This is a genomic window from Micromonospora sp. CPCC 205558, assembly GCF_036902955.1.
In the GTDB taxonomy this organism is placed as follows: domain Bacteria; phylum Actinomycetota; class Actinomycetes; order Mycobacteriales; family Micromonosporaceae; genus Micromonospora.
This window is the reverse complement of record NZ_JBAKHR010000012.1, coordinates 198,701-219,315: the sequence shown is the minus strand read 5'-3', so window position 1 is coordinate 219,315 and position 20,615 is coordinate 198,701. Positions and strand designations below refer to the sequence as shown.

Genomic DNA, 20,615 nt, shown 5'->3' with positions numbered 1-20,615 from the left:
CGGGCCCCACGAGGGGCGCGGTCAGACCAGGCCGGCGTCGCGCAGCAGCTGCCACAGCCCGGCGCCGTCCGGTGCGGAGAGCCACTTCTGCCCCACCGGCCCCGACGAGGGGCGGCCGGCCGGGGCGGGCAGGCTACCGGCCAGCACCGACTGGGTCGGGGAGAGCCTGCGGATCGCCACCCCGGCGACGTTCTCCGGGTGGGCGGCGGCGAACTCCCGGTAGATCTCCTGGTCGTGCTGGCCGTCGTCGCCGACCAGCAGCCAGCGCACGTCGGGGAACTCCTTGGCCAGCCGGGCCAGCGTGGACCGCTTGTGTTCCATGCCGCTGCGGAACCAGCGGTCGGCGGTCGGGCCCCAGTCGGTGAGCAGCAGCGGCCCGGCCGGGTAGAGGTGCCGGGACAGGAAGCGGGTCAACGTGGGCGCCACGTTCCACGCGCCGGTGGACAGGTAGAAGACCGGGGCGCCGGGGTGCGCGGTGACCAGCCGCTCGTAGAGCACCGCCATGCCGGGCACGGCCGCGCGTGCGTGCTCGTCGAGCACGAACGTGTTCCAGGCGGCGAGCAGCGGCCGGGGCAGCGCGGTCACCATCACCGTGTCGTCGATGTCGGAGAGGATGCCGAACCGAACGTCGGGGTCGAGGATGCGCACCGGCGCGTCGACCGGCTCGGCGTCCGGGACGCAGAGCCGGACGGTGCCCCAACCGGGTGGCAGGTCGGCCTCGACCAGCGTGTCGACGAAGCCGCTGCGGTCGGCCCGCGCCTCGTGGCACACCCCGCCGGCCTCGATGGTCACGGTGACGTGCTTGGCGGGCAGTGTGGTGAAGCTGCGCCAGCCACGAACCTTGTCCAGCCGACCCCGCTGGCGGGTGTCCGGACGACCCAGCAGCACCCGACACATCACCCGCACCCAACCCGGCGCGCCATAACCGGTGTACGCGACGATGTTGATCCGCCAGCCGGTGCGCCGCAGCCGGCGCTCCACGAGCTGGTGCACGGCGTCCTCGATCCGCGCTGCCCGGTGCAGGTTCGGAACGGCCAGCTGGCCGGCGGGAGTGGGTGGCACGCGCCAACCCTGCCACACGTCGACAGCCACGGCCACGCGAGCCGACGCGGGCGATCCGGCCCGGCCACCGTTGCGCTGGTCCCGCTTCACCCGGGCTGCGCCGATCCACCTCGGCGGCCCGGCCAGACGTGAAACACTCCGGTCGGGACGACGACGGGGGCGTTGGTCGTGTCGCATCCAGAGCAGCACCGCGGGCGACGGCGTCCGCGACTCGACCGGCCGGCGCTCGTCGCGCTGCTGTTCGGGCTCGCCGGTGTCGGCTACCGGCTGGTCCTGACGTTGTTCACGGTGCCGGTGTCGAACAGCGACGAGGCGACCTTCGGCCTCGCCGCCCTGCACATCGCCCAGGGCCGGGAACACCCGATCTTCCTCTACGGCCAGCACTACATGGGGGTGTTGGAGTCGTACCTGGCCGCTCCCCTAGTGGCGGTGGCCGGGCCGAGCTGGCCGGTGCTGCGGCTGCCGATGCTCGTGCTGTACGCGGTCTTCCTCTACCTGATCCACCGGTTGACCCGCCGGCTCTGCACACCGTGGTTCGCGGCCTTCGTGGTGGGTCTGCTCGCGCTCGGCCCGGAACGGGTGGTGCGCGACCAGCTCACCGTCGTCGGTGGGCGGCCGGAGGTGAAGCCGGCGGTGCTGCTGATGCTGCTGATCACCGTGGGCTTGGCCGCCGGCACGGTCCACCGCCGCCGGCTCGCGATCGGCCTGTTCGGGCTGCTCGTCGGGGTTTCTGTCTGGTCGGACTGGCTGATCCTGCCGTACCTCGCAGCGGCCGGGCTGGCCCTGGTCTGGGCGGTACGGCGGGAGCTGTTCGGCTGGGCCGGTCTGCTGCTGGTGGCGGGGGTGATCGTCGGCGTGGCCCCGATGATCGTCGACAACCTACGGGCCGGGCCCGGTGACGACTCGCTGTCGGTGTTCCGGGAGGTCAGCACGAAGGCCGGACCGCAACCGCCCTGGTCCGACCGGATCCGGGGCGGCCTGCTGGAGGGGGTGCCGCTGGCGCACGGGCTCTGCCCGGTGGGCGGCTGCGGACGCTGGCAACAGTGGTTCGGCGTGCTGTACCCGGTGCTGCTGGTGGCCGGCGCGGCACTCGCGGTGCTCGCGTACCGCCGCGCCGCCGGAACGCGCGGGGAGCGGGTCGGCCGCGCGGCCGAGTCGCGCGGGGAGCGGGTCCGCCGCGCCGCCGGAGCGCGCGGGGAGCGGGTCGGGCCGGTCGTGCAGCTCGCGCTGATCGCCGGCGCGGCGTTGACACTGCTGTCGTACGTGCGTACTCCGCTCGCCGCGACCAGCCCGCTGGACAACGCCCGCTACCTGTCGGTGCTGCAACTGTCGCTGCCGGCGGTGCTCTGGCCGCTCTGGGTGGCGGCGCTGACCGCCTGGCGGGGCACCAGCAGCGTGCTGGGGCGACTCGCCGGCGCGCTCTCCGCCGCCGTGTTGGCCGCGCTGACCGTGACCACGTTGGTGATCACCGTGCTCTTCGCGGCCACCGGGACCGCGGCGTCGCGGACCGAGGAGCGCCAGGCCCGGGAGTTGGCCGCCGCGCTGCGCGCCGACGGACCCCACGAGGTGTACGGGGACTACTGGACCTGCAACCGGTTGATCTTCAACACGGATGAGTCGGTGGTCTGCGGGGTGCTCGACGGGGACCTGTCCCCCGGGCAGAACCGCTACCGGCCGTACTGGCGGCAGGTGGGGCGGGCCGAGCGGCCGGGCTACGTGGTGGCTGTCGACTCGCCGATGGACCGGCGGTTGCGGAGACTGCTCGCCGACCGGGGTGACGCCGCACCGGTGCGGGAGGTCGGCGGCTATCGCGTGTACCACCCCGACACCCCGGTACGGCCCTGGCGGTAGGGGCTGGTCGTACGCTGGCCGGGCCGGCGCGTGGGGCGCCGCCGTTTCGCCCGTCGAGGAGACCCATGCTCATCCTGCTGCCGCCCTCGGAGGGGAAGGCCGATGCCGGCACCGGACGCCGCTGGGCCCCGGACCGGCTGTCGTTGCCCGAGCTGAACCCGGCCCGCGAGCGGGTGCTGGACGCCCTGGTGGCGTTGAGCGCCGGCCCGGACGAGGAGGCCGCGCGGGCGGCGCTCGGCCTCAGCGAGGGCCAACGGGGCGAGCTGCGGCGCAACGCCCGACTGCGGGAGGCAGCCACCGCGCCGGCCGAGCGGCTCTACACCGGGGTGCTCTACGAGGCGCTGGATCTGGCCTCCCTGCCGGTCGCGGCGCAACGGGCGGCCCGCCGGTCGATCCTGATCAGCTCCGGGCTGTGGGGCGCGGTCCGGCTGGCCGACCGGATCCCGCCGTACCGCTGCCCGATCGGCGCTCGCCTGCCCGACGTGGGGGCGCTGTCGACGTACTGGCGCAGGGAGTTGACGCCGGCGCTGGACGGGGCCGCCGGGCGGGGCCCGGTGCTGGACCTGCGCTCCGGCGCGTACGCGGCCACCTGGACGCCGCGCGGGGGGCTGGCCGAGCGCACGGTCACCGTGCGGGTCCTGCACGAGCGGCAGGTCGACGGAGTGCCGGTCCGCTCCGTGGTCAGCCACTTCAACAAGGCCACCAAGGGGCGGCTGGTCCGCGACCTCCTCGTCGCCGGCGCCCGCCCGCGTACCGCCGCGGAGCTGGTCGGCACCCTGCGGGAGTTGAAGCACACCGTGCTGGAGCAGACCACCGCCGCGGGCCGGGTGCGGCAGGTGGATCTGGTGGTCACCGACCTGTAGCGGGCTCGGCAGCCGCAAGATTTGCTCAAGGCTGGGCCGGATCGGTTCCCTAACGGCGTGGCAGAAGCCACGGTAGGGCAACCAAGACTCCGACAAGGGAGCCTCCGTTGACCCGCGAACCCGCTCTGCTCGACCGGCCCCACCCCTCGACGCCCCCCTCCCCGCTGGACTGCTTGACGCTGGGCGACGCGTTCGAGGCTGCCTGCCTGCAACGTTGCACACCACCGCCGACCGCCGCCCGACCGAGCGCGGTACGGGCCGAGCACACCCCCGGGGTGGAGTTCAACCGGGAGGACGCCGCGCAGCGGATGCGCCAACTGCTCGCCCGGCTGGACATCCCGGTCACCCACGAGGTGGCCGTCGGCGGCCTGCGCCGCCGCTACGAGCTGCACCGGCTGTGGGTGCCCCGGGAACACCAGGTCGCGTACACCCGGATGTTGGACGCGGGCTGGTGGCAGGGGCGACGTGAGTTGCTCAGCGGGCCACTGCCCGGCGCCTCGCCGGCCCGCCGCCGGTTGGTGACCCGGCTGGCGGAGTCGGCCTGGCGCTCGGCGCTGCTGGCCGCCGGGCGGCACGTGCGCCGGCACATCCTCGGTGTCCGACTCACCGACCGGGAGCTGGCCGCGGTGCTGATCCGGAGCGCGGCCGTGCTCGACGTGCCGGCCCGGCTCCGCCCCGGCACCGGCTGCTTCCTGGTCAGCGTGGCCGACGGCCCGGACCGGCAGCGGATCCTGCGCAGCGCGGCGTTGGAGCCGGCGCGCAGCCCGCTGGCCCCACCCGGGATGGCGACGGCGCGCGGGGTGAACCCGGTGTCGGCGCGGGACGCGGTCAGGGTGCCGGCAGGCCGCGCCGCCTGCTGACCGGCGCCGACCGTCCGGACGTCGCCGACCCGGGCTTGCGCGCACCGGTCCGACGGCGCACAGTGCAGCGCGTGAGTCGTACCTCGTCCAGCCGCGCCGGCCTGGCCGCCCTGTGGACGGTGCTGCTGATCGCGAACCTGGCCATCGCCAGCTGCCGGGACACCCCGACGCAGCCGACGACGATCCGGATCGCCACCGGCAGCCCCACCGCGGTCTACTACGCGTTCGGGCAGTCCCTGGCGGCCATCCTCAACCGGGAACTGCCCGACGTACGGGCAAGCGTGGTGATCACCGCCGCCTCGGCGGAGAACGTCCAACTCGTCGGCTCCGGCGGGGCCGAGCTGGGCTTCACCCAGGCCGATGTGCTGCCCACCAGCACGGCGGGAAGTTCCAAGGTCGACGCCATCGCCCGGGTGTACGACGACCAACTGCACCTGGTCACCACGAGCGGCGGCCCGGTCCGCACGGTCGCCGACCTGCGCGGCCGGCGAGTCTCCGTCGGCGCGCCCGGCTCGGGCACCGAGATCACCGCGACCCGGGTGCTGGAGGTGGCCCGCCTCGGTGGCGACGAGGTGCTCCGCGAACGGCTCGGTCTGGACGACTCGGTGACGGCGCTGCGGTCCGGGCGGATCGATGCGTTCTTCTTCTCCGGCGGGTTGCCCGTCCGGGGCATCGAAAAGTTGGCCGACGCCAGCGCCGTCCGGATCGTGGACCTCAGCGAGTGGACCGAGCCCCTGCGCGCGCGCTACGGCCAGGTCTACGTCTCCCGGGACATCCCCCGCTCCGTGTACGGGGTGGACGCGGTGACCACGGTGGCCAACCCGAACTACCTGATCGTCCGGGCCGGCCTGCCGGAGCCGTTGGTCCGTGAGGTGACCCGGCTGCTGATGGACCGCCGCGCCGAACTGGCCGCCGCACATCCGGCGGCGGGACGGATGAGCCCCCGCTCGGCGATCGTCACCGCACCGCTGTCGCTGCACCCGGGCGCAGCCGCCTGGTACCGCGCCACCAAACCGTGACGGCCGGGCTCAGCGCGCCGGACTGGGCCGTAGGTCGGCGGCCGGTTCCTCCTCCGCCGGCTCCTCCGGGAGGGCCGGCGCCGGAAACCACAGGGCGGCGATCAGCCCCCGCGACTCCCCCGGGCGCATGGTGAGCCGCCCGTCCGACGCGTCGACCAGCACGGCGGCGATGGTCAGGCCGAGCCCCGCGCCGTCCACGTTCTGCGCGTCCGGGGCCCGCCAGAACCGCTCGGTCGCCTGGCCGAGCTGACTCTCGGTCATGCCGGGGCCGGAGTCACGAACCTCCAGCGCCACCCCGCCGTCGCGGCGGGCCACCGTCACCGTCACCGCCCCGCCCGCCCCGCTGAACTTCACCGCGTTGTCGATGAGCGCGTCCAGCGCCTGGTCGACGGCGGTCGGCACGGTCTGGGCGTACACCGGGGCGTTGGTCGTGGCCAGCCGCAACGCGACCGACCGGTGCCGGGCCAGCGGCGCCCAGGCGGCCACCCGGGAGGCGGCCACCGCGGCGGCGTCCACGGTGACCCGCTCGTTCTCCTCCCGTTCGGCCCTGGCGAGGGTGAGCAGCGCGTCGAGCACCAACGCGAGCCGGTCGGTCTCCTCCAGGGCCAGGCGGTGCTCGGACCGACCGTCCGGGTCGGTGAGGCTGGGCCCCAACTCCTCCACCCGCAGGCGCAGCGCGGTGAGCGGGTTGCGCAGTTGGTGGCTGGCGTGCGCGACGAAGGCGCGCTGCCGGTCCATCACGTCGGAGACCACGTCGGCCATGTGGTTGAAGCTGGCCGCGAGGCGGCGCAGCTCCGGCGGCCCCAGCCGGTGCTGCACCCGGGCACCCCGGTCGCCCTCGGCGATCTCGTGGGTGACCGCGTCCAACTCGGTGACCGGGCGCAGCACCCAACCGGCCAGCCCGAACGCGGTGAGCACACACGCCAGCACGGCGAGCAGACCGGCCAGGGCGAGCAGCAGCCACCACGCGACGACAACTCGGCGGATCGGGTCGGCCGGGGTCACGATCACCACCGCGCCGAGCACCTCACCGCCGTCGTTGATCGGTACCGCCACCACCACCGGGTCGGTCGTCCAGGGCCACACCGACTCCGGGGCGCTGGTCTGCTGCCCGGACAGCGCGACGTCCAACACCGTGGTGGTCCCCGGGCTGGGTTGCCACCTCGGCGACGAGACCGGGATGTTCCGATCCCGGTCGACGATCGCGGCGCCGATCGCGTACAGGTCGTCGTAGCTGTCCAGCTCCGACTCGATCGGGCCGGGCCCGCCATCGCGCAACGCCGGCCCGGCCAGCGAGGCGAACCGGGTGGCGTCGGCGAGCCGGTCGGCGCGGACCCGTTCGGTCTCGCGGCTGGCCATGGTGATGGCGAGTGGGGTCTCCAACGCGATGAGGACGAGGACCATCAACAGCAGATAGCTGATCACCAGGCGGCGGCGCACGTCAGCACCTCACGCGTCGCGCAGCCGGTAACCGACGCCGCGCACCGTCTCCACCAGGCGGGCGTCGCCGAGCTTGCCGCGCAGCGACCCGACGTGCACCTCGACGGTGTGCCGGTCGGCCCAGGTGGTGCCCCAGGCGTCGAGCAGGATCCGATCGCGGGGAACCGCCACCCCCGGCTGGCGGGCCAGGGAGAGGAGCACGTCGAACTCCTTGCGGGTCAACGTGACGGCGCGGCCGTCGACGCTCACCGTCCGCGCGGCCACGTCGATGCGTACCGACCCGGCCTCGATGAGGTGTCGCTCGGGCGCGGCGTTCGCGGCGCGGCGCAGCACCGCCTCGATCCGGGCCTGCAACTCCACCATCGAGAACGGCTTGACCACGTAGTCGTCCGCGCCGAGGCGCAGACCCAACACCCGGTCACGTTCCTCACCCCGGGCGGTCACCGCGATGATGCCGAGTTGGCTGCTGCGCCGACGCAGCTCCCGGCACAGGTCGGTGCCGTCCCCGTCGGGCAGGGTCAGGTCGAGCAGCACCAGGTCGCACGGGGCGGCGGAGAGCGCGGCGGCGACGGTGGCCGCGTGCTCGACCTCGTACCCCCGGCGGGTGAGAGCGGAGGACAGCGCGGCGGCCACCCGGCGGTCGTCCTCCACCAGCAGGATGCGCACCCGTGCCCCCGTCCATCGCAGCGCTGTTCTGCGAATGGTGGCAGAAGCGCGCGCGAACCGGGAGACCGCCTGCCCGTGCGCGCGGGCTACAGACCGAAGACGTCGTCGGCGGTGGCGTCCCGGACGCCGTCGGTGAACCCGCGGAAACCCGGGTCCTCGTGGCTGGCCGGCACGCTGGTGACGGTGACCCCGCTGGCCTGGGTGACCGCGTCGACCAGCGGCGGGTAGTCGATCTCGGCGTCTCCGAAGGCGTCGTCGTCCGCCTCGGCCAGGTTGATCACGTGCTGTACGTCGTCGGACGGAGTGTCCGGGTCCTCGGCCCACTCGCCGCCGGCCCGGTAGCACTCGTCGTACAGCGCACGCTGGCTGTCGGTCCAGTCATCGTCGTAGCTCTGCATCGCCCATCCCTCCGCGGCCTCTGACCTGAGCATGCCCGGCGGGAGGCGACGGGCGCGGCGGTACCGGCGAAAACCGGGCGAGCGCGCCGACGGCGGCCCCGTACGCTGCTCTGGTGATCTACAAACTGCTGCCGAGCACGGAATGGGACGACGCCCTCGCCGCCGGCGCCTTCACCGGCTCCGCCGTGGACCGGCAGGACGGTTTCATCCACCTCTCCGCCGGCGACCAGGTGGTCGAGACGGCTCGGCGGCACTTCACCGGCGCAACCGGGTTGACCCTGCTCAGCGTCGACGAGGAGCGACTGGGCGACGCGCTGCGGTGGGAGCCGTCGCGCGGCGGTCAACTCTTCCCGCACGTCTACGGCCCGCTACCGGTCACCGCGGTGGTGGCGGCGCGGGTGTTGCCGGCGGATCTTCCGGCCGCCGACGCGGTGGCCGCCCTGCTCGGCTGACGCGGTGGCCGCCCTGCTCGGCTGACGCGGTGGCCGCCCTGCTCGGCTGACACGGACGCGCCCGACCCGACAGTGTCGGGCCGGGCGCGATGCCGTAGAGACGGGGCTCAGCGGCAGAGCCGGTCGCTGCCGTACGCGGGGCTCAGCGGCAGAGCCGGTCGATCTCCTGCTGGAAGCGGTCCATCGGGTTCGCCTCGGCGGGGCCGAGCAGATAGGTCTTCAGGTCCCGGCGGGCCTCGGTCATCGGGTCGTCGCCGGCCCGGGTGACCGTCACGATCTTCTCCAGCTCACCGCAGTCCTTGGAGAGCAGGTACGCGGCCCGAGCCGTCGGGTACTCGCGGCGGAAGTCGTCCTCCGACAGACCGGCCGGGTTGGCCACCACGTACGGCCGCTGGCTCTGCACGAAGTCGGACACCACACTGGACACGTCGCTGATCAGCAGGTCGGTCTGGTTGAAGCAGTCGAACAGCGCCGGCGTGCGGCCGGTGACCACCAGGTGCGCGGTACCGTCCAGCGAGGACGCGTCCGGGTCGCCGCCGGCAGCCCGGATCGCCGTGACGATCCGCTCGTGCACGGCCTTCGCCGCCTTCGACCGCGACCCGGTGAGCGGGTGCGGCTTGTAGATCAGGCGAACCCGGGGATTCGTGGCGAGCAGCCCCTTGACGATCCGCTCACCCATCAGCACCAGCGAGGTGTGGTACGGGTCGTCGTCGAGCCAGCCCTCCCAGGTGGGCGCGTAGAGCACAGTGAACGGCCGGTCCACCGACTCGGCGCCGAAGGTGTGCACCCCGGCGAGCTGCGGCCGACCGATCTCGACGATGTCCGCGTCGAGCACGCCCACACCGGCTCGCGCGTAACGCTCCCGGCCGGCGAGACCGGCGACCCAGACCTCGTCGTACACCTTGCTGTAGGGGTTGACGCTGGCCTGCTTGTCGCTGTCGCCATGCCCGACGAAGACGTGCTTCGTACCCGGCTCGCGGAGCATGTGGATGTTCGCGCCGACGTTGGCGGAGTAGAGCGCCGCGCGGATGCCGCCGAGGTCGAGGTTCATGAAGTCGACCCCGGCCGGTACGCAGATCACCGGCAGCCGGGTGTCGGCCAACTCCAGGAACGCCTCCCGGCTGCGCATCAGCACCACCGCGCGCTGCTGCAACGCCTCGGTCGGGGCGAGCCACATGTTCGCCTGGTAGACGTCCTTGGCGGGGCCGGCGAAGTAGAGCGCCACCTCCGGCCGGTAGTCGTCCATCCAACGCTGGACCGCCGGCAGCAGCGGACCCTGCCCCGCGCCCCGACCCCGCAGCCAGGTCAGCGCGACGATGGCGCCCACCAGACCGGTCGCCACGACCGCCACCGCACCGGCCACGAAGAACGGTGTCGGATCGTGTTGCACCGCAGCGGCCACGCCGGCCGGCACCAGCAGCAGGTTGAGCAGGGGCATCCGGTCACCGGCGACCGCCGCCGCCCAGGCTGGCGGCTGGGGTGCGCTCGACAGTGGACCCAGCTCGATGTTGCGCACCATGGCGGAGAGCGGGTTACGACGTTCAATCATTGTGGAGAACGCGCCGGCGAAGACCGACACGACCCACACCGCGGCCGGCAGCACGAGCAGCAGGGTCAGCTCGCCGCCGCTGAGCCGCACCTCGGCGACGACCAGCAGCACTGCGGCGAGGTCCCGGGTCAGCTGTCGGTACGACCAGTGCAGGCCCACCTTCTCCAGCAGGACCTGCGACTGCGGTGACCAGCGGGCGACGGCGAACTCGCCGATGATGGCGGCCAGCCCGGCGACGGCGAACAGGCCGACCCCGCCGAATACGCCAGCGACGAGCATGACCAGGTAGGCCAGTACCAGTAACGCACTCTGGGCGGCCACTCCGAGGCGTCCTGTCAACGTGCCGAACAAACGAGTTCGCTCCCTACGAGATTTCGTTGCGGGCGGTGCCCGTGATGGACCGACGTCACTCCCCCGTCGCGCAGCGGCTCAGTCGCGGCCGGCTGCGTGTGACTGCGACCTTAACGCGAGGGGACAGCTCGGTGTCGCTCGGGTATCCGGCATCATTTCGGGCAAAGTTCCGAACCGGGACCCGCCCGACCCCAGCGCGGGGGTCGGGCGTCCGGTGCGGGCAGAGCGCTCAGCCGGCCCGCCGGAAGCAGGTCATCGCGCCGGGCGAGTCGCGCGTGGCGAACTCCTGGTAGCCCAGCTCCGGCACGGTGTCGCGGGCGTACCGGTTGCCGTTGTAGACGCAGATGGTGCCCACGTCCAGGCGGTCCAGCGCCGGCGCCAGCTCGGCCGGCGCCGGGCTGGTGGTGCCGTCCGCGAAGTCGGCGAGCAACAGTCGGTCCTTGGCGAACTGGGAGTTGAGGTCGTATTCGACGAGGTAGAAGTCGCGGGGCAGGACAACCCGGACCTCGCTGGTGACGATCGGCGTGGTGCGCATGATCGTCTGAGGGGCGAGCAGCAGACCCGGCGGGCGGTCCAGATCCTTGATCCAGAACGCGATCGCCTGACGGTGCGGCAGGAGCTTCCAGGTGGGGCGGCTGCGCACCTCGACCCAGCTCTTCGACGACCACATCGGGGTGGCGAACAGCGCGAACGAGGCGACCAACAGCACCGCGATCCCGCCGGACGCCGCCCGGCGCAGCGCCGGGGTCGGTGCCGGCACGCGCACGGTGCAGAGCAGACCGATCAACGTCGGCAGGGCGAGCAGCCACGGCACGCGCCAGAGCACCACCGAGATGCCGCTCAACGCGCTCAGCACCTCCAGCACGCCGGGCACGAACATGACGCTCAACGCCAGGGTGCCACCGGCGGCGAGCAGCGCGGGCGTACGCCGGCGGGCGAGCAACGGACCGCACCACAGCGCGAGACCACTGATCACCCCGACCACACCGAACAGCAGGGTCCGCCGGTAGGTGTGCGCCGCGTCGAAGAATTCGTCGTCCGCACCGGTCGCGGCCATCCCGCCGAGCACCAGGCGGGAGACCACCAGCGAACCGATCGGGTACGCGAGGGCGGCGACCGCCGCGACGACGGCCGCCTTCCAGCGGCCGACCAGCATCATGGCGAAGCCGGCGGCGCCGACCAGCAGCGGCAGGATGATCGCCGCGGTGTTGGTGAGCCCGATCGCGGTGATCGAGAGCGCCACGATGAGCAGCAGGCTGCGCCGCGACCGGGTGTCGAACCACTCGGTCAGGTAGAGCCACATCAGCGGGATGACGGCCGAGACGAACACGCCCTTGCCCTCGTGCAGCCGGAGCAGGTGGAACGTGCCCAGCGCGGCGTCGCCACCGGCGACGAGGTACAGGTACGCGATCGCCACGGTGAAGGCGAGCAACGGACGGCGTGGGGCCCACCGGTGCGTCAGCCGCCACAGCGCCAACGCCGCGACCACCGCCATGATCGGCAGCAGCACGTACCAGAGAGCCGAGCTGGCGTGGATGCCGACCACGTTGGCGAACGCGCCGTCGAAGGCCTCGATCGACGGGATGGGTGGCTGCGAGCCCATGGCCGGCAGCACGTTGTCGGAGAAGAGGAAGTCGTTGAGCGGGATCAGGTCACGCTCGGCGATCCACACCGACTTGCCGACGTAGTAGACGTCGTCCGGGGTGTTGCGGGACATGAAGAACGAGGAGATGCCGACCAGGACCGAGACGACCAGCGCGTACGCCGACTGCGCCGTGGTGGGCGCCGGGGCGGCCGGGGTGGACACCGGGCCGCGCAGCCAGGCCTGACGGACCAGCAGGAGCCCGCCGACGGCCGCGACCAGACCGGCCACGGCCGGGATCCACCAGGAGAGGTTGAGGCGGGTGCCGGCCGCACCGGCGGAGACGGCGGCCACGGCGGCGGCGACCAGAACCCCGATCAGCAGACGACGGTCGGCGGCGGGCCGGGCGCCGACGGGCGCCTCCTGACCCGCCGGGGCGCTGTCGGTCGGAGTGCTGTCGGCCGGGGTGCCGGCGCGACGGCGGGCGCGCAACACGGCGACGACCGCGAGCACCACACACGCCAGCAGCCAGATCCGGAAGGTCACCGACGGGCGCAGGTCTCCCAGCAAGGCCAGGTGGTAGAGCACGGTGTAGAGCGCGAACGCGATCACGGCGCCGTCGGTGAGCACCGCCGGGGCGACGGCCACCAGCGCGCGTACCCGGGACAGCCCCACCCGAGCCTTGGCGGGCCGGGATTCCTGCCCGGTCGGGGACGTCGGATCCGGTTCGGCGGGCGCTACGGCGATGCTGTCGACGTTGGCCACGGGCGTCCTTACTCGTCAGACGGATGAGGGCCTCGGCACGGTGAGGGCCGGGTGTCAAGGGGGCAGCGTAGCGGAATCGGGCAGAGGGGCCGCTGCTACCGGCGGGCGGGTGTCGGGGGCCGGTCAACCCGATCTAGGAGCCGCCCGGGGGCGGGGCAGTGCGCTGTCGGCGCCGAGCCCGGCCGCCACGGAGTCGACGAGCTTGTCGAGGTAGCCGTCGGTGAGCGGGAGCCGGGCGATGGCGAGCCGCCAGTAGAGCGGCCCCACGATGAGGTCGATGGCGGCGTCCAGGTCGGTGTCGGCGGGCAGTTCGCCACGCTGCACGGCACGGGTGACCAGGCGACCGCCGATCTCCTGCTGCCGCGCGTGCAGCACCTGGCGCAGGGTCGCGTCGATCGTGGGGTTGCGAGCTGCCTCGGCCAGCAGGTCCGGGATGATCTGCGACGCCAGCGGGTGCCGGAGCGCGTGCGCCACCGCCTGGAACAGCAGCGCCAGATCACCGCGCAGCGTGCCGGTGTCCAGCGCGGGGAGCTTGCCGTGGGCCGCGGCGGCGACGATCTCCAGCACCAGGTCGAGCTTCGAGCTCCACCGTCGGTAGATCGCCGTCTTGCTGACGCCGGCCCGGCGGGCCACCGCCTCGATGGAGAGCCGGCCGTAGCCGACCGCGGCGAGCTCCTGCATCAGCGCGCGACGGATCGCCGTGGTGATCTCGCCGCGCAGCACCGCCGCGCCGGCCGGTGCCCGCCTCTTTTCAGCCGTCATCGAGGGCTCTTATCGCAGGTCACGCCGGATAGCGTAGCGCAACGACGGTACGGTTGCGTCCCGACGTGTTTCGGACTACTGTCCTCGCAGCGACGAGGCGGCGCCCCGCGCAAATTTCCCACTAGGATGCGATCGTCGCGAGCAACCCCCGTCTGCACGAAAGATCGGAGCGCCATTTCCATGGCCACCACCGCGCTGGTCGACCCCGACACGGGCCTGACCCAGGCGCAGCTGGCCGCTCGGCACGGGCTAAGGGTCGCCGGTGAGCGCCCCAGCCTCGTCGAGTACAGCCGCCGACTATGGGCCTACCGGCACTTCATCGCCGCGTACGCCAACGCCAAGCTCGTCGCCTCGTACAGCAACGCCAAGCTGGGTCAGCTCTGGCAGGTGCTCACCCCGCTGACCAACGCGGCGGTCTACTACCTGATCTTCGGGGTGGTGCTGGCGCAGAACAGCATCCCGAACTTCATCGCCTACCTGACCACCGGGTTGTTCATCTTCAACTTCACCCAGAGCGCGGTCCTGGCCGGCACCCAGTCGATCAGCAGCAATCTGGGGCTGATCCGGGCGCTGCACTTCCCCCGTGCCAGCCTGCCGCTGTCCACCACGATCACCCAGTTCCAGCAACTGCTGGCCTCGATGGTGGTGCTGATCGGCATCGTGCTGGTCACCGGCGAGCCGCTCACCTGGGAGTGGTTGCTGCTGGTGCCGGCCCTCCTGCTGCAGGCGGTGTTCAACGCCGGTGTGGTGCTGATCGTGGCCCGACTGGGCTCCAAGTCGAGCGACCTCAAGCAGGTGATGCCGTTCATCATGCGCACCTGGATGTACGGCTCCGGCGTCCTCTACAGCGTCAGCCTCTTCGAGCGGCTGCCCGGCTGGGCGACGACCCTCGTTCAATACAACCCGCTGCTGGTCTACATCGAGCTGGCGCGGTACTCGCTGCTTGAGGAGGCACCGTTGCTCAACGAGTCGCTGACCCAGCTCTGGCTGGTCGGCGCCGGTTGGGCGCTGGTCGCCGGCATCGGCGGTTTCATCTACTTCTGGCGCGGCGAACAGGAGTACGGCCGTGGTTGAGCACTTCGACGCCCGCCCCGAGGCGAGCGCGACGATGACCCAGACGCTGGAGCGCATCCCGACAGTGGTCGTGGACGACGCGCACATCATCTACCGGGTGCACCAGGGCGCCGCCGGTGGCACCACGCCGGTGGCCGCGCTACGCCGGCTGGTGAAGCGCACCCACGCGCCGAACGTCCGGGAGGTGCACGCGGTCAAGGGCGTCTCCTTCACCGCGTACCGGGGCGAGGCGATCGGGCTGATCGGCAGCAACGGCTCCGGCAAGTCCACCATCCTGCGGGCCATCGCCGGCCTGCTGCCGGTCAACCGGGGCGCCATCCACACCCAGGGGCAGCCGTCGCTGCTGGGCGTCAACGCCGCCCTGCTCAACGACCTCTCCGGGGAGCGCAACGTCGTCCTCGGCTGCCTGGCCATGGGCATGCACCCCGACGACGTGGCCAAGCAGGCCGCCGGGATCATCGACTTCTCCGGGATCAACGAGCGGGGTGACTTCGCCAGCCTGCCGATGCGGACGTACTCGTCCGGCATGGCTGCCCGGCTGCGGTTCTCCATCGCCGCCGCCAAGAAGCACGACGTGCTGCTGATCGACGAGGCGCTGGCCACCGGCGACAAGGGCTTCCGCAAGCGCAGCGAGCAGCGGGTGCGGGAGCTGCGGGAGGGCGCGGGGACGGTGTTCCTGGTCAGCCACCAACTCTCCTCCGTACGAGACACCTGCGAACGGACGATCTGGCTGGAATCGGGCGTCATCCGGATGGACGGCCCCACCGACGAGGTCATCCGGGCGTACGAGACGTACGCGAACAGCAAGTAGGGTTCCACGAACGTCCGGCATCGACACGGCACCTGAGGACCGCGTCGCCCGCGTTGGGGCGGCGCGGTCCGCGCGTTAAGGTTCATTCCGTCGCCGCTCGGGCGGAACTTTCCGTTAACGCATCCCTGAGAGTGAGGATCCGGCAATGACGCAGGACCAGACCACTGGCCCGGACGCCGAAGCGGAGACCCCGACGCCGTGGCGGCCCTCGCGGACAGTGGCGGTGGTCTTGGCCGGAGGCACCGGGACCCGGCTGGGCCTCGGCATCCCGAAGCAGCTGCTGAAGATCGCCGGTAAGCCGATCATCGAGCACACCCTGGCGGTCTTCGAGGCGGCCCCGGAGATCGACGAGATCATCGTGCTGATGGCCACCGGCCACGTCGACGACGCCCAGCAGATCGTCGAGAAGGCCGGCCTACGCAAGGTCACCAAGGTGATCGAGGGCGGCGACACCCGCAACGCCACCACCCGGATCGCGCTGGACGCGGTCGGCCCCCAGGACTGCAACATCCTCTTCCACGACGCGGTGCGCCCGCTGCTCAGCGGCCGGATCGTGCGCGAGTGCGTCAACGCGCTCTGGAGCTACGATGCCGTGGACGTGGCCATCCCCTCCGCGGACACGATCATCCAGGTCGACGAGAACGACTGCATCACCGACATCCCGGTGCGCTCCCGGCTGCGCCGGGGCCAGACCCCGCAGGCGTTCCGCTCCCCCACGATCCGTGCGGCGTACCGGATCGCCGAGGACGACCCGGACTTCGCCGCCACCGACGACTGCGGCGTGGTACTGCGCTACCTTCCCGGCACCCCGATCAAGGTGATCGACGGTTCGGACGAGAACATCAAGGTCACCCACCCGGTCGACGTGCACCTGGCGGACAAGCTCTTCCAGCTCGCCGCGGCGCAGGCGCCCCGGCTGACCGACCACCGCAGCTACAGCGAGGAGCTGACCGGCCGCACCATCGTGGTGTTCGGCGGCAGCTACGGCATCGGGCACGAGCTGACCGAGCTGGCCCGGCGCTACGGCGCTCAGGTCTTCCCGTTCAGCCGTTCCAGCACGGGCACCCACGTGGAGCGGGCCGAGGACGTCGAGGCCGCGCTGACGACCGCCTTCGAGGCCACCGGCCGGATCGACCACGTGGTGGTCACCGCCGGCATCCTGGAGAGGGGCGCCCTCGCCGAGATGGACGAGGAGACCATGGACCGGGTGCTCCAGGTCAACTTCGTCGGCCCGGTGACCATCGCCCGCCAGGCCCTCCCGTACCTCCAGCAGACCAAGGGTCAGCTGCTGCTCTACACCTCCAGCTCCTACACCCGGGGCCGGGCCCGCTACGCGCTCTACTCGGCCACCAAGGCCGCCCTGGTCAACCTCACCCAGGCGCTCGCCGACGAGTGGGCCGACGTGGGCGTCCGCGTCAACTGCATCAACCCGGAGCGCACCGCCACCCCGATGCGGACGCGGGCCTTCGGCGAGGAGCCGGAGCACACCCTGCTCGCCGCGGAGGCCGTCGCCCAGTCGTCGCTGGACGTGCTGATCTCCGACCTGACCGGTCAGGTCATCGACGTACGCCGGGCACCCGGTGACGGGCCCACGCCGAACGTGCCGGCCCAGCCCGGGTCGGGTCCTCTCGAGGCACCGACCGACGTGACGTCCGCGAACTGACACCGGCGGCGGAACCACGAACGGAGCTACATGCGCGGCGACCTGGTCCGAAAGCTGGCCGCCCGGTGCCTGACCATCGGGTTGGCCGTGCTGGCGTTTGTCGTGCTGGCGCTCACCGGCGCCACCGGCTGGGGGCTGGCACTGGCCGTCGCCGCGCTGGCCGCCACTGCCGCCGAGCAGCGGATCCGGCCCGGCGCTGACCTCGTAGCGGAGACCACGTTGATCGCCGCGGCGGTCCTGGTCGGTTACGCCCGGCGGCTGGACGACGGGCTCAACCTCGCGCTGGTCACCACCGGGCTGGTCCTGCTGGGGCTGGTGCTGCTGGTGGGGCCGCTGCGCACCGCCGGCAGTCTGGAGATCCGGGCGGCGAACCTGCCGGTACGCGCCTGGACGCCGCTGGTCGCCGACCATCTCGGCACGGCTCTGCTCGGGCTGCTCGCCGCCCTGGCGCTCGCCGCCGCGCTCGACCTGCCGGCCGGCGTGGCGCTGGCCGCCAGCCTGCTGGTCGGCGCGGGAGCCGGTGCGGTAGCACTGGACCTGGCCCGGCGGCGGTTCCGGCCGAGGGCCACCGGCGGGCCGGTGGCCGCCGCGCTGCGCCGGCACCAGCCGGAGTTCCTGCTCTACTTCTCCGCGCCTCCCGGGTCGGAATACCAGGTCACCATGTGGCTGCCGTACCTGGAACGGATCGGCCGGCCGTTCCTGGTCGTGCTGCGCGAGCCGGAGTTCCTGGCCCCGATCGCGGCGGCCACCGACGCGCCGGTGGTCTACTGCCCCACCCTGGGGGCGTTGGACGAGGCGTTGGTGCCGAGCCTGCGGGCGGCGTTCTACGTCAACCACGGCGCGAAGAACAGCCACTGCGTCCGCTTCACCCAGCTCACCCACGTCCAGCTGCACCACGGCGACAGCGACAAGGCGCCGAGCGCCAACCCGGTGTCGGGGATCTTCGACCGGATCTTCGTGGCCGGGCAGGCGGCGATCGACCGGTACGCCCGCGCCGGGGTGCAGATCCCGGCGGACAAGTTCGTGGTGGTGGGTCGCCCACAGGTCGAGTCGATCGAGGTACGCCCGGAGCCGGCGCGCGGGTTGGCGCACCCCACGGTGCTCTACACCCCGACCTGGACCGGGCACCACGCCGACGCCGACTACTGCTCGCTGCCGGTGGCCGAAGAGCTGTTGCACCGGCTGCTGGAGCGCGGCGCGACCGTGATCCTGCGGGCCCACCCGTACACCGGGCAGAACCCGACGTCGGCCCGCCAGCTGGGCCGCCTGACCGAACTGCTCGTCGCAGACCGGGCCCGCACCGGCCGCCAGCACGTGGTCGGCGCGGCGGCCCGGGAGCTGAGCCTGACCGAGTGCGTCAACTCCTCCGACGCGCTGGTCTCCGACGTGTCCGGCGTGATCTCCGACTTCCTCTACTCCGGAAAGCCGTACGCGGTCACCGACATGGGCGACGAGGGCGACCAATTCGTGGAACGGTTCCCGCTGGCCGGGTCGGGTTACGTGCTGCGCCGGGACATGTCCAACGTGGACGGCGTGCTGACCGCGCTACTGGACACCGACCCGCTGGCCGATGCCCGCTGGGCCACCCGCCGCCGCTACCTGGGTGACTTCCCGGCCGAGTCGTACGCCGAGGCGTTCCTGACCGCCGCCCGCCGGGAGCTGACGCCGGCCGCGGCACTGACCACGTCCACACCGGCGTAGCCGCTCAGCGGTACGGGTCGAGCAGCGCCAGCACCGCCGCCGGGTCCTCCACGTGCGCGTTGTGCCCGAGACCGGGCAGCGTGGCGACCGGTACGCCGTACTCCTTGAGCTGTTCGTCGGTGACCATCGGGTCGTTCTCCCCGCGCGCCAGCACCACCGGCACGTCGGTCGCCGCCAACAGCGCGCCCAGGTCGGGTTCGCCGACGGCGAAGGCGGTCGGGTCCATGGCCAGGCGCCACCGGCCGTCGACCTGGCGCAGACCGGCGTCCACCACCGGGTGGTCCGGCGGGAGCAGGCCGACCAGTCCGGAGACCCGCAGGTAGCGGCGGGCCGCCTCGGTGCGGCTGGCGAACCAGCTCACCGGGCGGGCAGCGACCTCGGCGGCGCGTTCCAGCTCCGCGGCCGTCCACTGTGCCTTGATGCCCAGCCCGACGACCGCGTCCACCGGCGTCCCGGCGGCGCGGGCGGCCAGCGCCAGGCCGACCATCCCACCCAGCGAGTGTCCGAACACGACCAGCCGGTCGTCGGGGGCGAGGGCCTGCGCGACCTGCTGGGCGAAGCCCGCGAAGGAGTACGACGGCAGCGGCGGCGCCCAACCGTGGCCGGCGAGGTCCGGTGCCAGCCACCGCCCGGGCCAGCGCTGCTCAAGGTACGGCGCCCAGGGCAACCACACGTCCCCGGTCGCCCCCATGCCGTGCAGCAGCAGCAGGACCGGCCCACGGCCGGCGTGACCACCCGATGTCTCCACCACGGCCGCAGTCTGTCACGGTTCACGGCCCGGTACGAGAGTCGTCGACGCCCAGCCGCGACATGCGAAGACGCCACGGGCGCCGGCCCCTTGTGGGGGACGGCGCCCGTGACGGTTCAGCGTGCCTGGGTCAGGCGGAGTAGCCCCGGCTGGTGATCCAGTTAGCCAGGTCGATGGTGGTGATCCAGTACGACGGGTCGGCCGGGTTCGCCGAGTCGGCGATCCGCACGGTGCGACCGTTGTCCTTGTAGCCCACGACGGCGATGTAGTGCCCACCACCGTAGGAGTGCCAGCCGCCGTCGGTGTCGGTGGCGTCCCCGACGACGTTGGCGACCACGCCCCGGCCGTCGGTGATGGCCTTCACGACGTCGGCCTGGAGCCGGTCCATCTGCGCCGGGCTGGGCGCGCTGGGGAACATCCGGGTCCGGTACGGGGAGCCCTTCACCTCAGCGTTGAGCACCCGGGTGGTGTCCTCGGCCGAGTTAGTGCCCATCTCGGTGGTGCCCAGCTCGGCGCCGAGCTCCTCCTGGGTGCGGTCGATGCCGGCGGCGCTGAGCGCGTTCCGGGTGGCCGCCGGGCCGCAGTTGTAGTAGGTGTTCTGCGCCTCGTAGTCGTAGTCGAGCACCTTGGTCGCGGGCGGCTTCGGCTTCGGCTTCCGGGTCAGGTCCGGGTTGGTCGTGGTCTTGGCGGCGGGCGACGCGGCGCTGCTGGCCGGGGCGGCCGTGGTCGGCACGGCGCTGGCCGAGGGGGACGCGTCCCGAACCTCGCTGCGGGAGGCGGCGACGTCGCTGCGCATCTCGGCGACCGTGGTCGCGGTGCGCTGGCCGGCCGGGGCGTCGTCGGCGGTGGTGACCAGGGCGCCGGTGGTGGTGGCGATCGCGAGGGCCGCGGCGGCGGCAACGATCTGGTACGGGCGCTCGGTGGCGAGACGGCGGAGCTGACGCTGCAGGGTGTGCTTCACGGGGTCCTCCACGGATCGGGGGGAGAGCGGCACACCG

18 protein-coding genes are annotated in these 20,615 nt (G+C 72.6%); 9 read left to right on the top strand and 9 right to left on the bottom strand.

Going from position 1 to position 20,615, the window contains the following annotated elements; all coding sequences use genetic code 11:
• Window positions 1–21: 21 nt before the first annotated feature.
• Entirely contained in the window at window positions 22–1,062 is a 1,041-nt protein-coding gene (locus V6U86_RS16965) for an App1 family protein (RefSeq protein WP_334504321.1), read from the bottom strand.
• Between the two features lie 168 nt (window positions 1,063–1,230).
• Here V6U86_RS16965 and V6U86_RS16960 point away from each other — a divergent pair, with 168 nt between their 5' ends.
• The 4 genes from V6U86_RS16960 to V6U86_RS16945 all read left to right on the top strand — a co-directional run bounded on the left by V6U86_RS16960 (window position 1,231) and on the right by V6U86_RS16945 (window position 5,655).
• The gene (locus V6U86_RS16960; protein ID WP_334504319.1) at window positions 1,231–2,913 is read left to right on the top strand and encodes an ArnT family glycosyltransferase; all 1,683 of its coding nucleotides are present in this window, start codon (window positions 1,231–1,233) and stop codon (window positions 2,911–2,913) included.
• A gap of 65 nt (window positions 2,914–2,978) precedes the next feature.
• On the top strand, window positions 2,979–3,776 hold the full coding sequence (gene yaaA / locus V6U86_RS16955; RefSeq protein WP_334504317.1) for a peroxide stress protein YaaA: 798 nt from the start codon (window positions 2,979–2,981) through the stop codon (window positions 3,774–3,776).
• 107 nt (window positions 3,777–3,883) lie between these two features.
• Window positions 3,884–4,636: a hypothetical protein gene (locus V6U86_RS16950; protein WP_334504315.1), complete on the top strand. Its 753-nt coding sequence runs from the start codon at window positions 3,884–3,886 to the stop codon at window positions 4,634–4,636.
• A 62-nt stretch (window positions 4,637–4,698) separates the two neighbouring features.
• Complete coding sequence (locus V6U86_RS16945) at window positions 4,699–5,655, top strand: TAXI family TRAP transporter solute-binding subunit (protein ID WP_334504313.1); 957 nt, start codon at window positions 4,699–4,701, stop codon at window positions 5,653–5,655.
• A 9-nt stretch (window positions 5,656–5,664) separates the two neighbouring features.
• Here the strand turns inward: V6U86_RS16945 and V6U86_RS16940 are convergent, their stop codons facing one another.
• From V6U86_RS16940 to V6U86_RS16930, 3 genes are all read right to left on the bottom strand, one after another.
• Entirely contained in the window at window positions 5,665–7,095 is a 1,431-nt protein-coding gene (locus tag V6U86_RS16940; protein ID WP_334504311.1) for a sensor histidine kinase, read from the bottom strand.
• A 9-nt stretch (window positions 7,096–7,104) separates the two neighbouring features.
• Window positions 7,105–7,761, bottom strand: a complete 657-nt coding sequence (locus V6U86_RS16935) for a response regulator transcription factor (protein WP_334504309.1) — start codon at window positions 7,759–7,761, stop codon at window positions 7,105–7,107.
• An 86-nt stretch (window positions 7,762–7,847) separates the two neighbouring features.
• The gene (locus V6U86_RS16930) at window positions 7,848–8,159 is read right to left on the bottom strand and encodes a hypothetical protein (RefSeq protein ID WP_124778196.1); all 312 of its coding nucleotides are present in this window, start codon (window positions 8,157–8,159) and stop codon (window positions 7,848–7,850) included.
• A gap of 113 nt (window positions 8,160–8,272) precedes the next feature.
• On the opposite strand from V6U86_RS16930, the gene V6U86_RS16925 reads away from it, so the two are divergent.
• The gene (locus V6U86_RS16925; RefSeq protein ID WP_334504305.1) at window positions 8,273–8,611 is read left to right on the top strand and encodes a DUF952 domain-containing protein; all 339 of its coding nucleotides are present in this window, start codon (window positions 8,273–8,275) and stop codon (window positions 8,609–8,611) included.
• Between the two features lie 142 nt (window positions 8,612–8,753).
• Here V6U86_RS16925 and V6U86_RS16920 read toward each other — a convergent pair whose 3' ends face one another.
• From V6U86_RS16920 to V6U86_RS16910, 3 genes are all read right to left on the bottom strand, one after another.
• Window positions 8,754–10,511 (bottom strand): CDP-glycerol glycerophosphotransferase family protein, encoded by a 1,758-nt coding sequence (locus V6U86_RS16920; protein ID WP_334504303.1) that lies wholly within the window; start codon window positions 10,509–10,511, stop codon window positions 8,754–8,756.
• Between the two features lie 229 nt (window positions 10,512–10,740).
• Complete coding sequence (locus tag V6U86_RS16915) at window positions 10,741–12,858, bottom strand: DUF6077 domain-containing protein (protein WP_334504300.1); 2,118 nt, start codon at window positions 12,856–12,858, stop codon at window positions 10,741–10,743.
• A gap of 123 nt (window positions 12,859–12,981) precedes the next feature.
• Window positions 12,982–13,620, bottom strand: a complete 639-nt coding sequence (locus V6U86_RS16910; RefSeq protein WP_334504298.1) for a TetR/AcrR family transcriptional regulator — start codon at window positions 13,618–13,620, stop codon at window positions 12,982–12,984.
• 180 nt (window positions 13,621–13,800) lie between these two features.
• Between V6U86_RS16910 and V6U86_RS16905 the strand changes: the two genes are divergently transcribed.
• The 4 genes from V6U86_RS16905 to V6U86_RS16890 all read left to right on the top strand — a co-directional run bounded on the left by V6U86_RS16905 (window position 13,801) and on the right by V6U86_RS16890 (window position 18,869).
• Window positions 13,801–14,694, top strand: coding sequence for an ABC transporter permease (locus V6U86_RS16905; protein ID WP_334504295.1), 894 nt, complete (start codon window positions 13,801–13,803; stop codon window positions 14,692–14,694).
• Between the two features lie 34 nt (window positions 14,695–14,728).
• Window positions 14,729–15,505 carry an ABC transporter ATP-binding protein gene (locus tag V6U86_RS16900; RefSeq protein ID WP_334504350.1) on the top strand — a complete coding sequence of 259 codons (777 nt, stop codon included), beginning with the start codon at window positions 14,729–14,731 and terminating at the stop codon, window positions 15,503–15,505.
• A gap of 145 nt (window positions 15,506–15,650) precedes the next feature.
• Window positions 15,651–17,168: a bifunctional cytidylyltransferase/SDR family oxidoreductase gene (locus V6U86_RS16895; RefSeq protein ID WP_334504292.1), complete on the top strand. Its 1,518-nt coding sequence runs from the start codon at window positions 15,651–15,653 to the stop codon at window positions 17,166–17,168.
• Window positions 17,169–17,198: 30 nt separating this feature from the next.
• Window positions 17,199–18,869 (top strand): CDP-glycerol glycerophosphotransferase family protein, encoded by a 1,671-nt coding sequence (locus V6U86_RS16890; protein ID WP_334504290.1) that lies wholly within the window; start codon window positions 17,199–17,201, stop codon window positions 18,867–18,869.
• A gap of 4 nt (window positions 18,870–18,873) precedes the next feature.
• On the opposite strand, the gene V6U86_RS16885 is transcribed toward V6U86_RS16890, so the two are convergent.
• Window positions 18,874–19,620 carry an alpha/beta fold hydrolase gene (locus V6U86_RS16885; RefSeq protein ID WP_334504288.1) on the bottom strand — a complete coding sequence of 249 codons (747 nt, stop codon included), beginning with the start codon at window positions 19,618–19,620 and terminating at the stop codon, window positions 18,874–18,876.
• Window positions 19,621–19,747: 127 nt separating this feature from the next.
• Window positions 19,748–20,590 (bottom strand): C39 family peptidase, encoded by an 843-nt coding sequence (locus V6U86_RS16880; RefSeq protein ID WP_334504285.1) that lies wholly within the window; start codon window positions 20,588–20,590, stop codon window positions 19,748–19,750.
• Window positions 20,591–20,615 lie beyond the last annotated feature (25 nt).

Excerpts from the sequence above, each read along its gene's own strand:
- V6U86_RS16895 (WP_334504292.1), top strand. The coding sequence starts at position 15,651 with ATGACGCAGGACCAGACCACTGGCCCGGACGCCGAAGCGGAGACCCCG.
- V6U86_RS16890 (WP_334504290.1), top strand. The coding sequence starts at position 17,199 with ATGCGCGGCGACCTGGTCCGAAAGCTGGCCGCCCGGTGCCTGACCATC.
- yaaA (WP_334504317.1), top strand. The coding sequence starts at position 2,979 with ATGCTCATCCTGCTGCCGCCCTCGGAGGGGAAGGCCGATGCCGGCACC.
- V6U86_RS16910 (WP_334504298.1), bottom strand. The coding sequence starts at position 13,620 with ATGACGGCTGAAAAGAGGCGGGCACCGGCCGGCGCGGCGGTGCTGCGC.
- V6U86_RS16900 (WP_334504350.1), top strand. The coding sequence starts at position 14,729 with ATGACCCAGACGCTGGAGCGCATCCCGACAGTGGTCGTGGACGACGCG.
- V6U86_RS16930 (WP_124778196.1), bottom strand. The coding sequence starts at position 8,159 with ATGCAGAGCTACGACGATGACTGGACCGACAGCCAGCGTGCGCTGTAC.
- V6U86_RS16905 (WP_334504295.1), top strand. The coding sequence starts at position 13,801 with ATGGCCACCACCGCGCTGGTCGACCCCGACACGGGCCTGACCCAGGCG.